Raw genomic sequence first — 16,068 nt, 5'->3', positions numbered from 1 at the left:
AATTTAATTAAAAATACAATTTTGAATGACTCTAAGGTGTGTGTAAGATTTGCTTTGTTTCTTGCATAATTACCTCCAAAAATAAGTTTATGATAATTCAAGGCAAAAAATTTTGAGAAATATTTGTATGTTATTAAAATAAACAGCAAGGAGGAGAGGAAATGAAAGCAATTGTTATAGATCAATATGGTAGTGTTGAAGAATTAAAAGAAAGACAAGTTTTAAAACCAGTTGTTAAGAATAATGAGGTATTAATACGTATTCTCGCGACATCTATTAATCCTGTTGATTGGAAAATAAGAAAAGGAGACTTACAAGAACAGCTGCGTTTTTCATTTCCAATCATTTTAGGGCTAGATGTAGCAGGAGTTATTGAAGAAGTTGGGGAAGAGGTAGAGTGTTTCAAAATAGGAGATAAGGTGTATACGAAACCTGAAAATATAGGGCAGGGCTCTTATGCTGAATTCATTACAGTAAAATCGGATTTAGTATCCTATATGCCTACAAATCTGAGTTTTGAAGAGGCAGCTTCTATTCCTCTTGCAGGGCTTACTGCATGGCAAAGTCTTGTAGATTACGCAAAAATAAAAGAACATGACCGAGTACTCATTCATGCTGGAGCTGGTGGAGTTGGAAGTTTAGCAATCCAAATCGCAAAATCATTTGGAGCTTTTGTTGCGACAACTGCAAGTAGTAAGAATGAAGAGTTTTTAAAGGCTTTAGGAGCGGATCTTGTTATTGATTATAAAAAAGATAAATTTGAAGAACTACTATCAGATTTTGATATTGTGTTAGATACAATAGGTGGCGAAGTACAAGAAAAAAGTTTTCAAATTATAAAACCTAGTGGTGTTTTCGTTTCGATTGTTCATGAGCCAATTCAAAAAGTAAAAGGGATAAAATCAGGTTTTTTATGGCTAAAACCAAATGGAAAGCAACTAGAAGAATTATCAGATTTAATTGTAAATGGAAAAATAAAACCAATCATAAGTAAAGTTGTATCTTTTAATGAAGCAGGGGTTAGAGAAGCTCATATTTTGAGTGAAGGTCAACATGTTAAAGGTAAGATTGTAATGAAAGTGGAGTAAAAATGATTAAGTATCCTTCAAAAATTCATTATACCCCAAAACAAAAATATTTTGGGGTATTTACTTTTCAGCTTAAAGGTAGTGGACATATGCTTCTATAGTTTATAGTTTCGTATTGTATTATGTAATCTCTCTAAACCAATTAACATATCTTTTTCAGTTAACATGGAATAGCTAATCCTTAATTGGTGATTATTTATTTCGGGATTTAATAGACAAGCTGTTCCTGGTAAAAAAGAGACATCTACTTCATTTGCTTTTTGTAATAAGGTAAAGGGATCTATCGAATCGGGAAGAGTAATCCATAAATTAAAACCACCATTTGGTATTTCAAAGTTCAGTTCTTTTAATGGCGATAATATATCAATTGTTAAATCACGTCTCATTTGTAAAGCTGTACGTAATTTTTCTAAATGGTTTTTCATACGTTCTGCACGTAAAAACGGTAGAAGTGCTTTTTGTGTTAATAAAGGACTACCGATATCCATTGAACCTTTTACTGCATATAGCCATTCAAAAATAGGGCCATCGGCAATAAGTGCTGCGATACGCAATCCTGGTGCTAACGTTTTACTAAATCCTTTTATATATAGTACATGGCCATTTGTATCAAAATTTTTGATAGGAGGGGGAACAGTCGCACCCTCAAAATATATTTCACCGAAAGAATCATCTTCAATGATAAAAAATTGATATAACTCTGCTAGTTCTATAAGTTCCATTCTCCGTTCTTTACTCATTACTGAACCTGTTGGGTTCTGGAAAGTTGGATTCGTATATAATAAAACGGGATTTTTACTTTGACAAATATCATCGATTAAGTCAGAGCGAACCCCATGATTATCAAGAGAAACGGGAATGATTTGAACACCTTTATTGATGAAAATATCAAGCGCAGCACTGTAACATGGACTTTCTACTAATACAATATCTCCAGGTTTTAATAATGTTTGAGCAATTAAATCAATTCCTTGTTGTGCTCCGCTTGTAATTAATAATTGAGATGGGTTTGTCACTAATTTCTGGTGTTCATGTAAGTAATTTGCTATTTCAACTCGCAGTTCATAATCGCCTTGAACTGGCCCATAAGTTGCTAACAACATCGGATTTTTATCCAGCAATTTATGCATTTCGTCTGCCAAAAATGGATTTGGTAACAGACGAGGATAAAGAATCGCTTGTGAAAAATTATAATATTTACGGTGCTTATTCATTGCATATTGAGAACGCATAACATTAATCGTTTTCGTTTGTTGCCATTTATACGGGATTTGTTTGAAATCTTTCTTTACCCGTTTATATATGTAAGCACCTTTTCCTTGTTCGATGTGTATATACCCTTTCGTTTCTAATTGTTTATACGCTTTACGAACAGTTAATACATTGATTTGTAAATCTGTGGCCATACAACGTAAAGAAGGAAGGGATTCACCATGTGAAAGCATACCACTTTGTACTCTTTCAACAATTTGCATATATATTTGCTTGTAATACGGTATGTTTGATTCTTTACGCAATACAATCTTCATAGTTTCACCTATTTTTCTTTTTAATTTAATTAAATCGAAAAATATATAGGGAATCAACTACAACTTGAAGTAACTGTTATATGTACCGATACACTGTTATACACCATACCCTCTATACTCATTTTAAGAGTAAAAAGGAGGAAGAAAAATGGTCATTTTTAATTACATTTTAGTATGTATTATTTTCGGAACAACATTTTTAACGATAAAGATTGGAATTGAAGCAGGAGCGCCCCCATTATTTTCAGCGGGAATTCGTTTCTTTTTAGCAGGAGTAATCTTAATGATTATATTTAAGTTAAAGCGAAAAGAAATTATGCCACATATATTTTCAAAACGCATTATGTATGCTGGATTTTGTTTAACATTCATGACATTCGCAAGCTTGTATTGGTCAGAACAATATATTTCTTCAGGATTAGCTGCTGTTCTTTCTGCTACAGGACCAATGATGATTTTGTTAATACAAGCAAAGAAGAATAGGGAGAAATTACAAAAGGAACAACTTGTCGCTTTAGTTATTGCACTAATAGGTGTTACATTTGTTTCTTTACCAGGAATGCATCAACAAGTAAGTTTCATATGGAGTATTGCTTGTATTGTTTTAGTTATAGGTGAGTTATTTTACGGAATAGGCTCTATTCGTTCGAAAGAAATACTTTCAGATTTATCAAATGTATCACCTTTTCTTATTAACGGTATTCAAATGTTTTATGGAGGGATTTTACTACTAATTGCATCTATAATTGTAGAACAGCCAAATGTAACTGTATTAACTTCATGGAGTGTACAATGGCCTATTTTATATCTTATCTTTATCGGATCAATTGGTGGGCACGGATTATATTATTGGCTCTTATCAAAAACAAATCCAGTATTTCCATCGACGTGGTTATATGTATCACCATTAATAGCAATTATCGTAGGGTATATCGTATTAGGAGAACCCTTAAATCCAGCAATGGGATTAGGTGCTTGTTTCATTTTGATAGGTGTATTTTTAGCAAACCGTACAACAATTGGAGCTTATTTTAAGCAAGGGAAGTTATTAAAGAAGGAGCTTTAAATAGAAACGACTGAAGTATTTTAAGAACTTAAATAAATAGATGAAACAAAAAACATGCTATTACCAATTTGTAGCATGTTTTCTTTATTGGATATGTTTCCATAATTTTCTTGTGATATTAACGAACAGCGTACTTTACGAACGGTGTTCGTTATGTTATAAATAGAACAAGTAATTCAAAAACATGTAAGGTGTGATTAATGATGGAAAGAACGAACAATACGAAAAAAAGAATTGCCATTATAGGTGCTGGACCAGGAGGGTTAACATTAGCTCGTATATTGCAAAAACATGGTTTAAAAAGTGTGGTGTATGAAAAAGAAACATCACCAATGAGTCGTCAACAAGGAGGTTCATTAGATATCCATCATGATTCTGGTCAAGAGGCGTTAAAAGAAGCAGGGTTGTTAGAGCAATTTTATGAATTTGCTAGATATGAGGGAGAAGACTTTCGTTTATTTGATAAGAGTGGAAATATATATTTAGATGAAGAAGCAGATTCAGCTGACGGGGATCGTCCTGAAATTGATCGTGGTACTTTGCGTGAGTTGCTTTTAAACTCTGTTGATTCAGAATGTATACATTGGGGATATAATTTAATAAAAGCCGTTTCTCTAGAAAACGGTATGCATAAACTTCATTTTGAAAATGGACATGTAGATATTGTGGATTTAGTTGTAGCGGCAGATGGAGCTTTTTCACGAATTCGCCCACTTGTCACAGATTCGGTACCGCAATATACTGGAATTAGTATGATTGAATTGAATTTGCAAAATGTCGCGGAAAATCATCCGGAAATAGCGGAGTTTAATCGACGTGGTAAAGTCTTTGCACTTTCGGATCATAAAGGTATTTTGGCACAGTTAAATGGAGATGACAGTATTCGAGTATACTTAAGTTTTAGAACTAATAAAGAATGGCTTGATAATTGTGGGATTCCATTTGGAAATTTAGAAGCAGCAAAGAGTCAACTTCTACAATATTTTGAGGACTGGGATGAAACTCTTAAAAATTATATTAGATGTGCAGATGGTGCAATTTTTCCTAGACGAATTTATATGTTACCTGTGGGGCTAACTTGGAATAGTACACCTGGTGTTACTTTAATTGGTGATGCTGCTCATTTAATGTCTCCATTTGCTGGAGAAGGTGTGAACCTAGCTATGCGTGATGCGGCAGAACTTGCACTAGCTATTGTAAAATATGACGATTTGAACGAAGCAATCAAAAATTATGAAGGAAAAATGTACGATTATTCTTCACAATCTGCTGCTATTTCAAATGATAACCTTGAAATTTGTTTTTCAGAAGATGCTGCTATTAACATGTATAATCTTATGAATCAACTTCATGAACAACAATAAAACTGAATGTAATTAAGGAGAACTATGGAAGAGAAAACAAATACAACGAATAGCCGTCGTTCGCGACCAGCAAAAGAACCATTGAGTAAAGAGATTATTGTGAAAACTGCATATAACCTCCTGGAATCTGAAGGGATATCAGGTCTTAGTATGAGAAAAATTGCAAAAGTGCTAGATACAGGACCATCTTCTTTATATGTTTATGTTAAAAATGCTGATGAATTAAGAGCGTTTGTATTAGACTATGGTCTAGGAAAAATTGAAGAAATAGATGTCAAAAATGAGACATGGAAAAAAGCATTATTTGAACTTGTATATTCATATTTCAGAATTTTGTTTAATTCCCCTGGAATGGCGGAATTGGCTTTAATGACAATTCCAATTGGACCAAATTCGTTAGCTCTTACCGAACAGATTTTGCACCAATTACACGTAGGAGGAGTGAATGCGAAATCATCAGCATGGGGAGTAGATATTCTACTGTTATATGCTGCTTCAGTCGCATATGAACAAACAGCACGTAAAGAAAAGGGAGCTACACTTGACGCAATTCGCGCTTCGTACGAAACATTAGATGAAGTAAAGTATCCGAGGATTGTAAGTTTAAAAGATGATATGTTGTCTGGTGGAGAAGAAAGGTTCCGCTGGGGATTAGAAGTTGTACTTCAAGGTATTTTACATGCACAATAATAAGGATTTTAAAATCAAGAATTAATGGCGATATTTATATAAAATAAAAAACACACTATGTCTTTAAACCATAGTGTGTTTTTTATAATTAATTCACTTTTTTAATAAAGCCTTTATAATGACGTTTTACAAGCTGGCTTTCTAAAGTCTTCATAGTTTCTAGTGCTACACCGACAATGATAAGTAAGCTTGTACCACCAATTTGAGCAGAAGGTGGTAATGTAGCAATTTTTGTGAATACGAGCGGTAAAATTGAAATGGCACCTAAGAAAATTGCGCCAATAAATGTTAAACGGTATAAAATTTTCGTTACATATTGTTCTGTTGATTTACCAGGACGAATACCAGGCACATAGCCATTTTGCTTTTTCAAATTCTCAGCCATTTGCTCAGGGTTTACTTGAATAAATGCATAGAAGTATGTAAAAGCAACGATAAGACCGACATAAAGTGTCATTCCAATAGGATGTGCAAAATCAAGATTAGCAACTAACCATTTTGATACACTTGAATCAGGGAAAAGCTGCGCAATTGTACGCGGCGTCATTAAAAATGCAGAAGCAAAGATTACTGGAATTACACCAGCACTATTTACTTTAAGAGGTAAATGAGTGTTTTTTGCTCCTTGATATTGATTGTTTCCTGAAACAGCCTTCGCATATTGAATTGGAATTTTACGTACGGCTTGTTGAATGTAAATAACGCCAACAACAATCGCTAAAATTACGAGACCAATTAAAAGCATTTTTATGATGTGCATGAATAATTGATCGCCTGCATTTTGAAATTGTTGTAAATAAATTTGATTCGCAACATTTGGAATCGCTGCTACAAGTCCTGCGAAGATAATCATCGAAATACCATTACCTACTCCATTAGCGGTAATTTGTTCGCCTAACCAAAGTAAAAATGCAGTACCTGCAGTTAAAACTGTCGCAATAAATAAGTATGTAGTCCAGCTTTGATCTGTTATTAATTGTCCACCTGCTATATTATTAAAGCCATAAGACATCCCAATGGCTTGTATGAATGCGAGAATGATTGTAAAGTATCGAGTGAATTGAGCTGATTTCTTACGGCCCATTTCTCCTTGCTTTGCCCATTCCGAAAATTTAGGTATAACGTCCATTTGTAGTAATTGTACTATGATGGAAGCTGTAATATATGGTGTAATACCTACAGCAAAGATTGAGAAGTGTTGCAGTGCTCCTCCGCCAAATACGTTTAGCATACCTAAAACGTTAGCTTGATCTTGTACTTTTAATACCTCTGCGTTAGTATGAGGAACTGGAATAAACGTGCCAATTCGAAAAACAATTAACATCGCTAATGTAAAAAGGATCTTTCTTCTTATCTCAGCTACTCTCATGAAATTTGAAATCGTACGAAACATAATGTCGCCTCCTATATTTTTATCAGTTTAAAACTGATTATTATATCCCGATGAAGTAACCACAAACCTCCTTCCGCATTAAATTCATTTGACAAATGGAATTTTATACATTTTGTAGTTTTCACGGATATAAAAAATATAAGGTGTTTTTTAGCGAGCTATAAGTTTTTCGTAATCATTCAATACACATAATATATCGAATAAATTAACAAATGTACATACATACGCATGAAAAATGAATGAATAGGGACATTTTTTACATTTATTTAATGATAAATTGATAGGACATTATTATTCAAGATTGTTATACATGTTATAAAAATAAAGGCGAGCCATTATGATTTATAACTAATATTCATTCAAATGTGTGAGCTAATAGTGTCTCCCAATCTTTAAAGGATAATTTATCAGTTATATGTTTTAGTGAGTTAGGTACAACAATATGACAAATAAGTTCTAAGCTATTACCATCTGGATCAATAAAATAAACAGATGCATTACCTTGATGTGGACGGACAAAGGGTTCAATAGATTCATTACTCCCAAACGGAACAGCTTTAATTTGAAGTGAGTGTAACCAATGTAATGATTCTTTTAAATCCTCATATGAAACTCTAAATGCAATATGACGTAAAGAAGGATGATATTTTGTTTCGTATTCAGAGCCCGCCCATAATCCTAGCCAACTTTTCCCATCCTCAATCCAAAAGAATGCTGTTGATTCATCACTCCAGGCTAACTTCAACCCTAGTTTTTCATAAAATTCGATAGATTGTTGTAAATTACTCACTGGTAAATGCGCTTCGTATATTCCTTTAATCAATTAAAATCCTCCACCTTTTTATTTTCTTACAATTAATATATCGATTTAAAAAGAATTTAAAATCAAATAAAAGTATGAAAGTACATACTACTTTAGTAGTAGTAATCAATTATATTTCAATTAAAATTCATCTCCCACTGATTAAAGTTTCACTTTATATGATTAGAGTATTCTTTTTATTTAAGAAGGAATAAATGTTAAAGAAAGCTAATTAAACAGTGTACATATTTATAGGGGAGAAGATATAAATGAAAGTTGTTATAAAAAAATTACCACCATTAGAAGTAGCGTATATAAGACGAACTGGTAGCTACTTTGAACCGCAAGATCACTGGGGAAAGTTACTGAATTGGTCAATTGAAAATAAACTGTATCCACCAGAGCAATCATTTATCGGAATATCATTAGATAATCCTGAACTTGTTGCAAGTCATAAGTGCCGGCATGATGCATGTGTTACGATTCCTGAAAACTTCGATAAAGAAAAGTATCATACTGTGCAATTTAAAAGATTAGATGGAGGTACATATGGTCTATACCAGTTCTATGATGAACCTCATAAATTAAGTGATGCGTATCGATATATGTACGCAGTGTGGTTACCAAATAGTGAGTATAGTGCAGATTATGATAGGAATAATTTAGAGTTTTGTATGAACAATGTTGCAGAAGACCTAGAAGGAAAATTAAAGGTTGATTTATTTGTGCCAATAAAAAGAACAAATAAATTCATGGCAGAAATATAGTTTTTAATAAGTAATATAAATTATAAGAGGTATTAAAACAATTTTTTTAGTATAAAACCCACTCTTAAAAATAGTTGAGAGTGGGTTTTATGTTGTTGTTGAGAAAAAAGTTTACTTTAATTAATATGAACATTTGTTTATATCATGAATGTACGTAGTAGTACATCATAAAAAATATTATTTTTTTGTCACAAAAATGAGCATTCTGGTTTCTCTATAATGCAGGCATCAAACGAGAGAGAGGTTTTATTCACATGCAAACAATAAAAAGTGAAGAGAGGAATGTTTCACATATAACATTTGAAGCGTTGTTTAAACAAAACTATGCGTATGTTGTTAAACAAATAATATGGATCATTAAAGAACAGACAGTTGCTGAGGAATTAGCGCAAGAGGTGTTTTTGCAACTGTATCATTCAGATTGGAAATCAATAGAAAATTTACGCGCTTGGCTTATAAAGTCTTCTACTTATGTCGCCTATAACTACATTCGCTCTGAAAAGAGACATCGGGCAAGAATCGATAAAGAAACCCAGTATCAAGAAGTTCAAATTGATTCGTCACTAGATGATGAATGGATTAGAAAAGAAGAAATTACAAAAGTACAAAGGGTTTTGCGAAAAATGAAAGAACAAGATCGAACAATATTATTAATGAAATTTTCAGGGTTTCGATATAAAGAAATCGCGCAAGTACTTCAGATTGAAGATTCGTCTGTTGGAACATTGTTGGCACGAGCTAAACTTAAGTTCCGAAAAACTTTTGAACAAATGGAGGGGAAATAAATGACTTGTTATGAAATGGGATCCATTCAATCATATATTGATGGCGAACTTTCGCGTGAGGAAAGAAAACAATTTATAAAGCATTTAGACAAATGTCATAAGTGTCAAAATTTATTAATCGAGCTAACAGAATTAAATCAATGGGAGCATTCAACACTAGCCGAGGAGAAGCTTCATGAGGCTCCAGAAATAAATATTGATGTTGAAAAAGCATGGCAAACATTTAATAGTTATAACCAGACTAATAATGTACTTAGTACAAATCAAACGATAGAAAGAAAGCAGGGAGTATTTTCAAATATGAATAAAAAATCAAAACGTTTCATGTATATGGCGGTTGCTGCGGTATGTGTTTTTACTATAGCTATGATCCCGCAAGTTCAAGTTGCAGCAACTAATATTGCTTCTTACTTTGCTAATGAGGTATTAAATGATACGGTTGTAAATAAAGGAAGTAAAGATGAAAACGGTGTACAACAAGAAGGTATGTTGAACGGGCAGTTTATACCTATTGATGAAAAGATAACAGATCAAGGGATAACTGTACATTTTAAAGAATTATATGTGGCAGATGCACGTATATCTGTTCATTATAGAGTGGAGAAAGCCGACGGAACTCTAATGCCATTTGAATTTGATACAAATGGATTAGATATAAAAAGCGATGGAAAAGTAAACGGACAACAAGAAGAAAATCCTGAATATAACACAGGAAATGGTATGTTTTCACAATTATCATTTATTCAAGGTGAAGACAATTCACCATTTGAATTATTGTCAGAAGGAAAAAAGTTAGAGCATGTAGGCATTCGTGATAAAGACAGACCAGAAGGCGTCATTACATTTGTTGAAGGTCCTGAAGGAAAAGGTTCCTTTAAACAGCCTTTAACATTAGATGTAAACATAAATAAAATAGGAAAAATAGCTGGATCTTGGAAAGGTCAATTTCAAATTAATCCTGAAAAAGTAAATAAGTAAAACAAATTTATATGAAAAAAAGAATAACACAATACATGTCGAGTGCTATCTTTATCTATTGGTTTACTTTTATAATGCTTATCTCTTATATTATTTTAACTATCTCTTTTATTTATTAATCAAATAGTAACGAAGAAATTCAATGTATGAGATAACTAATTTTTATAAGTTATTGTGCAGCGAAATTACCAAGTAAACAATTAAATGAGACGAGCATATACTAATAAATGACACAATGCATTTATGATTTATAATCGTATGTAAAGAGCTCCTTAGGGAGCTCTTTTTTTATTGAAATTCATGCACTTATATAAGTTGTTCTAAATTTGTATCATCGTCCTTACATTATGTAATTTTGCATAATGTTACATAAATTGTGTATTTTCCCTTTTTTTCGACAGAAACAGGCAGTATACTTTGTACAAGCTTTCTATTTCAAAATTATACGAGGTGAAAAAATGAAAAACAAGAAGACATTAACTAAGGTAGCATTAACAACAGGTTTAGCTTTAACAGCAGTAGCACCATACGGAGTAGGTCATGCAGAGGAAACAGATCAACTACAAGTTCAAATTCAGGAGGAATCATTCCGATCAGGTGAACTTACACAACCGTCACAAAAGGCACCAGAGAATGTAGTAAAAGATGCTCTTAAGGAGAAAACAGAACAAGCCCTTTCTTCAAAGCAAGTCAATGGAGAAACTGGAGTAGATTATAAAGTTCTTCAAAAACGTGATTCATATGATGGGACTACACTTGTACGTATTCAACAAACATATGAAGGAAAAGAAGTATATGGTCATCAATTAACTGCACACGTAGATAATAACGGTGTTATTAAAAGTGTTTCAGGCGATAGCGCGCAAAATTTAAAACAAGAAGAATTGAAAAAGCCTATCAATCTATCAAAAGATGAAGCGAAACAATATATTTATACGAAGTACGGGAACGATATCAATTTTATTTCGGAGCCAGAAGTTAAGGAAGTTATTTTTGTTGATGAAAATAACGGACAGGCTAGCAATGCATACCAGGTTACATTTGAAGCGGCAACACCAAAATATGTTTCCGGAACATATTTAGTAAATGCACAAAATGGTGATATGTTAAAAAATATGGTGCAAGAGTCTAACTTGAAAGCAAGTGAAAAACTAGTTGGAGCCTTAAAGAAAAGTAAAAAAAGCAGTCTTACATCATTAACGGGCACTGGAAAAGATGATTTAGGGATCTCTCGTTCATTTGGTATTTCTAAACAAAGTAATGGTAAATATGCTCTGGCTGATTATACAAGAGGGCAAGGAATTGAAACATATGATGTGAATTACAGAGATATTACTAAAGAAGAAAGCTATTATCCTGGTACATTAGCAACTAGTACTTCGACAACATTTAACGATCCAAAAGCAGTAAGTGCTCATTACTTAGCAACAAAAGTTTTTGATTTTTATAAAGATAAATACAATCGTAATAGCTTTGATAATAAGGGACAAAAGGTAGTTTCAGTTGTACACGCTTGGGATTCTGAAGAGACGAATAATCCGAAAAATTGGCAGAATGCATTAAGTGCTAATAATGGTAGTATGCTTGTATATGGAGATCCTATCGTCAAAGCATATGACGTAGCTGGGCATGAATTTACACATGCTGTTACTTCTAGTGAATCTAATCTTGAATATTACGGTGAATCTGGTGCGATTAATGAGGCACTATCTGATATTATGGGAACATCTATTGAGAAATATGTAAATAATGGAAGATTTAACTGGACGATGGGAGAACAAACTGGATCTGTCTTCCGTGATATGGAAAACCCAGCTTCTGTTCCATCTTCACTTGGAGTACCTTATCCAGATGATTACAGTGAATTTAACGATTTTAATGGATGGGATCAAGGTGGCGTTCATTTTAATTCAAGCATTATTAATAAAGTTGCGTATCTTATTGCAAAAGGCGGGACTCATAACGGTGTAACTGTTAAAGGAATTGGTGAAGATAAAATGTTTGATATCTTCTATTACGCAAATACAGATGAGTTAAACATGACTTCTAATTTCAAAGAATTGAAATCAGCATGTATTCGAGTGGCAACAAATAAATATGGTGCGAATACAGCGGAAGTTCAAGCGGTACAAAAGGCATTTGATGCAGCAAAAATTAAGTAAGTTACAAATATAGTTATCATTCATTTATTATTACATTATGAAAAACAGCTAATATCCTTAAAAGGACATTAGCTGTTTTTTACATAACTATGCATTAGTGAAAATACACTTACTAAGCAATAATTAGGCACATTACCTTTAAGAAGCTGCGACAAATAAGTAAGGTTTATAGTGTGTAAAAACAGAAAATTAATAATATATTGACCTCTTAATGGGAAGTGCTATAAAATGAAAGCGATAACAAACGATTGCTTTAAAATAATTTCCCTGATCTTTTAGTATTTACAAATATATGAAGACATAAACAAACTATTTTTTTAAACATTAATGCAAACGTTTTCGTATTGAAAAGATCATTGAAATACAGCTTTGAAAATAGCAAACATGGGGGTGAAGTAAAAATAGATTTCTAGATTAATTTAAGTATTGGAATGTAGTACGGGCATAATCAATCGTTCGTACTATTTAAAGAAAGGGTGTATTTGGTGCAAATGATAAAAAGATTAATTAACAAATCAGTTTTATTACTTACTATAATTGTTATGTTCGCATCTGTTTTCTCTATCCAAAGTGTAAAGGCAGTTTCAAATTCAAAAACAACTGAAGTTATCATTCATTACAAAGAGCAGCCTGGAAATACAAAAGAATGGAACCTTTGGATATGGGGAGAAAATGCAAATGGTAAATCATATGAATTTACTGGGGAAGATGAATTTGGAAAGTACGCTAAGATTAATATAGATGGTGACTATAATCGTGTAGGATTCATCATTCGCACAAATGAGTGGAAAAAAGATGGTGGGGATCGTTGGATTGAAAATATAAAGGACGGTCGTGCTGAAGTATGGATTCTTTCTGGTGATGAAAAGGTATATAACGCTAAACCTTCTTCGGAACTATCAATTCAAAAAGCAACTATTGATAGTTTCAATGAAATTACTGTAACGACTAATGTCCCATTTCATATTAAGGAACAGAAAATTGAAATTGAAGGTATTAAAATTAAGAATATTAGTCCTTATGATATAAACAGTGGAAATGTTACGAATAAGGTGAAAATAATTACGGAGCAGAAAATTGATTTAAAGCAGACATACAAAGTTAAAATTGAAAACTTAGCTGATACAAATACTGAAATCGGTAAAGTCATTCGTAGTGAGGAGTTTGATCATTCATTTTATTATGGCGGTAACGATTTAGGGAATATATATACACCACAACATACAAAGTTCCGTGTATGGGCTCCTACTGCGAGTGAAGCGAAATTAGTTACATATAAAAAATGGAACGATAAAATAGGTACTGAAATAAACATGCAACAAGGTGAAAAGGGCACTTGGAAAGCAGAACTTAAAGGGAACCAAGAAGGTCTCTATTATACATATAAGGTGAAAATTGGTGATAAGTGGACGGAAGCAGTTGATCCGTATGCACGTGCTGCTTCTGTAAATGGAGATAAAGGTGCGGTTGTTGATTTAGAAGAAACAAATCCGAAAAAATGGAACACGAACAAAAAGCCTAAATTAAAAAATCCGGAAGATGCTATTATTTATGAATTGCATGTACGCGATCTTTCCATCCAACCTGAAAGTGGGATTAAGCAGAAAGGGAAATATTTGGGAGTAACAGAAAAAGGAACAAAAGGGCCAGAAGGTGTAAAAACAGGACTTGATCATATGAAAGATCTTGGTGTTACACACGTTCAGCTTTTACCGATATTTGATTATGCTTCAGTAAATGAAGAGAATGTAAACGAACCACAATATAACTGGGGATATGATCCGAAAAATTTCAACGTTCCAGAGGGATCTTATTCTACAAATCCATATGAGCCTACTGTTCGAATAACTGAATTAAAGCAAATGATTCAAACACTGCACGATAATAACCTTCGTGTTGTTATGGATGTAGTTTATAACCATATGTATAATGCTGCTGAATCTAATTTTCATAAGTTAGTTCCAGGTTATTATTATCGTTACAATGAAGACGGAACATTTGCAAATGGCACTGGTGTAGGAAATGATACTGCTTCAGAACGAAAAATGATGAGGAAATTTATGATTGATTCAATAACATATTGGGCAAAAGAATACAATTTAGACGGATTCCGTTTTGATTTAATGGGTATTCATGATTATGAAACAATGAATGAAATACGTAATGCTGTTAATCAAATTGACCCTTCTATTATACTGCATGGAGAAGGTTGGGATTTAAATACACCTCTTGCAGCAGAGTTGAAAGCAAATCAAAAAAATGCAGAGAAAATGAAAGGGATTGCTCATTTTAACGATAATATACGTGATGGATTAAAAGGTAGTGTATTTGAAGAGAAAGAAAATGGATTCGTAAATGGAAAGGAAAACATGGAAGACCGTATTAAAAAAGGCATTACGGCAGGCATTGACTACGATACAAAGTCGTCGACTTATCAAGATCCAGAGCAGGTGCTAACTTATGTGGAAGCGCATGATAATCATACATTATGGGATAAACTTGAGTTGACTAATCCAAGTGACAGTGAAGAAGTGCGAAAACAAATGCATAAATTATCTTCTTCGATTTTATTAACATCACAAGGTATTCCGTTCTTACATGCGGGACAAGAGTTTATGCGCACGAAATATGGTGATCATAACAGTTACAAATCTCCAGATTCAATTAACCAGATGGATTGGCTGCGCCGAGCAACGTTTAATAATGAAGTAGATTATATGAAGGGTTTAATAGAATTACGCAAAAAGTACTCAGCTTTTCGAATGACATCTGCAGAGCAAATAAAAACACATGTATCATTTATTGATGCTCCGAAAAATACTGTAGCTTATACAATAGAGGGGAATAAAAATGAATACTTTACGGTGGCTCACAATGCAAATAAAGAAGCTGTTGAAATAACACTTCCATCGAAGGGTCCTTGGAAAGTACTAGTAGACGGGAAGCAGGCGGGAAGTAAACCACTTTATGTTGTCCATGACAATAAAATTAAAGTTCCTGCATTAAGTTCATTTGTTTTAAAAACAGAGAAACCGATTAAATAAATGCCAAAAGCGGACGGAAGATTGTTTTCACTTCGCTTTTAAAGTTAAAATAATATAATTTCACATACTGTAATTATATTACAATTTAATAAAAAAAGAGAAGAACTTACCAAGGTTCTTCTCTTTTTTTATGTGTAATTATCGTTTCCGTAGTTGTAGATATAAGAGTTTATGAATATAGCAAAAGGCAAGACGATGAACCTATTTACAAAGTGACGAAAAAATGACAAAACTGTAAGAATGCACGAATGTTTGTAAGGAAATTCGATGTTTTCCTTTTTCTTTTTTTATTAAAGTGAAAAAGAAGAAAGCGGTATCATAAGAGACCGATATTTTTACATGGATACTATAACCAACGCTATCCATCTAATGAAAGTATATGGCAATCAGTAAAACACCT

General features: G+C 32.9%; 12 protein-coding genes. 9 read left to right on the top strand and 3 right to left on the bottom strand.

What is annotated here, in order from left to right; translation table 11 throughout:
• Window positions 1-161: 161 nt before the first annotated feature.
• Window positions 162-1,088 (top strand): NADP-dependent oxidoreductase, encoded by a 927-nt coding sequence (locus AC2CGR_RS08720; RefSeq protein WP_484480751.1) that lies wholly within the window; start codon window positions 162-164, stop codon window positions 1,086-1,088.
• Window positions 1,089-1,183: 95 nt separating this feature from the next.
• Here the strand turns inward: AC2CGR_RS08720 and pdxR are convergent, their stop codons facing one another.
• The gene (gene pdxR, locus AC2CGR_RS08715; protein WP_071716321.1) at window positions 1,184-2,617 is read right to left on the bottom strand and encodes a MocR-like pyridoxine biosynthesis transcription factor PdxR; all 1,434 of its coding nucleotides are present in this window, start codon (window positions 2,615-2,617) and stop codon (window positions 1,184-1,186) included.
• Between the two features lie 148 nt (window positions 2,618-2,765).
• Here pdxR and AC2CGR_RS08710 point away from each other — a divergent pair, with 148 nt between their 5' ends.
• From AC2CGR_RS08710 to AC2CGR_RS08700, 3 genes are all read left to right on the top strand, one after another.
• The gene (locus AC2CGR_RS08710; protein WP_087963981.1) at window positions 2,766-3,683 is read left to right on the top strand and encodes a DMT family transporter; all 918 of its coding nucleotides are present in this window, start codon (window positions 2,766-2,768) and stop codon (window positions 3,681-3,683) included.
• 200 nt (window positions 3,684-3,883) lie between these two features.
• Window positions 3,884-5,047, top strand: a complete 1,164-nt coding sequence (locus AC2CGR_RS08705; RefSeq protein WP_484480750.1) for an FAD-dependent oxidoreductase — start codon at window positions 3,884-3,886, stop codon at window positions 5,045-5,047.
• Between the two features lie 24 nt (window positions 5,048-5,071).
• On the top strand, window positions 5,072-5,737 hold the full coding sequence (locus AC2CGR_RS08700; RefSeq protein WP_071716324.1) for a TetR/AcrR family transcriptional regulator: 666 nt from the start codon (window positions 5,072-5,074) through the stop codon (window positions 5,735-5,737).
• A gap of 88 nt (window positions 5,738-5,825) precedes the next feature.
• On the opposite strand, the gene secY is transcribed toward AC2CGR_RS08700, so the two are convergent.
• Both secY and AC2CGR_RS08690 read right to left on the bottom strand, forming a co-directional pair.
• Window positions 5,826-7,130, bottom strand: coding sequence for a preprotein translocase subunit SecY (gene secY / locus AC2CGR_RS08695; protein ID WP_071716325.1), 1,305 nt, complete (start codon window positions 7,128-7,130; stop codon window positions 5,826-5,828).
• A 355-nt stretch (window positions 7,131-7,485) separates the two neighbouring features.
• Window positions 7,486-7,953, bottom strand: a complete 468-nt coding sequence (locus AC2CGR_RS08690) for a VOC family protein (protein ID WP_087963983.1) — start codon at window positions 7,951-7,953, stop codon at window positions 7,486-7,488.
• Window positions 7,954-8,201: 248 nt separating this feature from the next.
• Between AC2CGR_RS08690 and AC2CGR_RS08685 the strand changes: the two genes are divergently transcribed.
• From AC2CGR_RS08685 to pulA, 5 genes are all read left to right on the top strand, one after another.
• Window positions 8,202-8,699: an AraC family transcriptional regulator gene (locus AC2CGR_RS08685; RefSeq protein ID WP_071716327.1), complete on the top strand. Its 498-nt coding sequence runs from the start codon at window positions 8,202-8,204 to the stop codon at window positions 8,697-8,699.
• Between the two features lie 254 nt (window positions 8,700-8,953).
• Entirely contained in the window at window positions 8,954-9,484 is a 531-nt protein-coding gene (locus tag AC2CGR_RS08680) for an RNA polymerase sigma factor SigX (RefSeq protein ID WP_017561583.1), read from the top strand.
• On the top strand, window positions 9,485-10,462 hold the full coding sequence (locus AC2CGR_RS08675) for a DUF4179 domain-containing protein (RefSeq protein ID WP_071716328.1): 978 nt from the start codon (window positions 9,485-9,487) through the stop codon (window positions 10,460-10,462). It abuts the gene before it with no gap.
• Between the two features lie 458 nt (window positions 10,463-10,920).
• Complete coding sequence (locus tag AC2CGR_RS08670; protein WP_071716329.1) at window positions 10,921-12,624, top strand: M4 family metallopeptidase; 1,704 nt, start codon at window positions 10,921-10,923, stop codon at window positions 12,622-12,624.
• Between the two features lie 485 nt (window positions 12,625-13,109).
• Window positions 13,110-15,668 (top strand): type I pullulanase, encoded by a 2,559-nt coding sequence (gene pulA, locus AC2CGR_RS08665; RefSeq protein ID WP_484480749.1) that lies wholly within the window; start codon window positions 13,110-13,112, stop codon window positions 15,666-15,668.
• Window positions 15,669-16,068: the final 400 nt, after the last annotated feature.

Source organism: Bacillus sp. LSHTCR4 (assembly GCF_057197025.1).
Note: the sequence above shows the minus strand (reverse complement) of the source record. Positions and strands in the feature narration are given on the sequence as shown.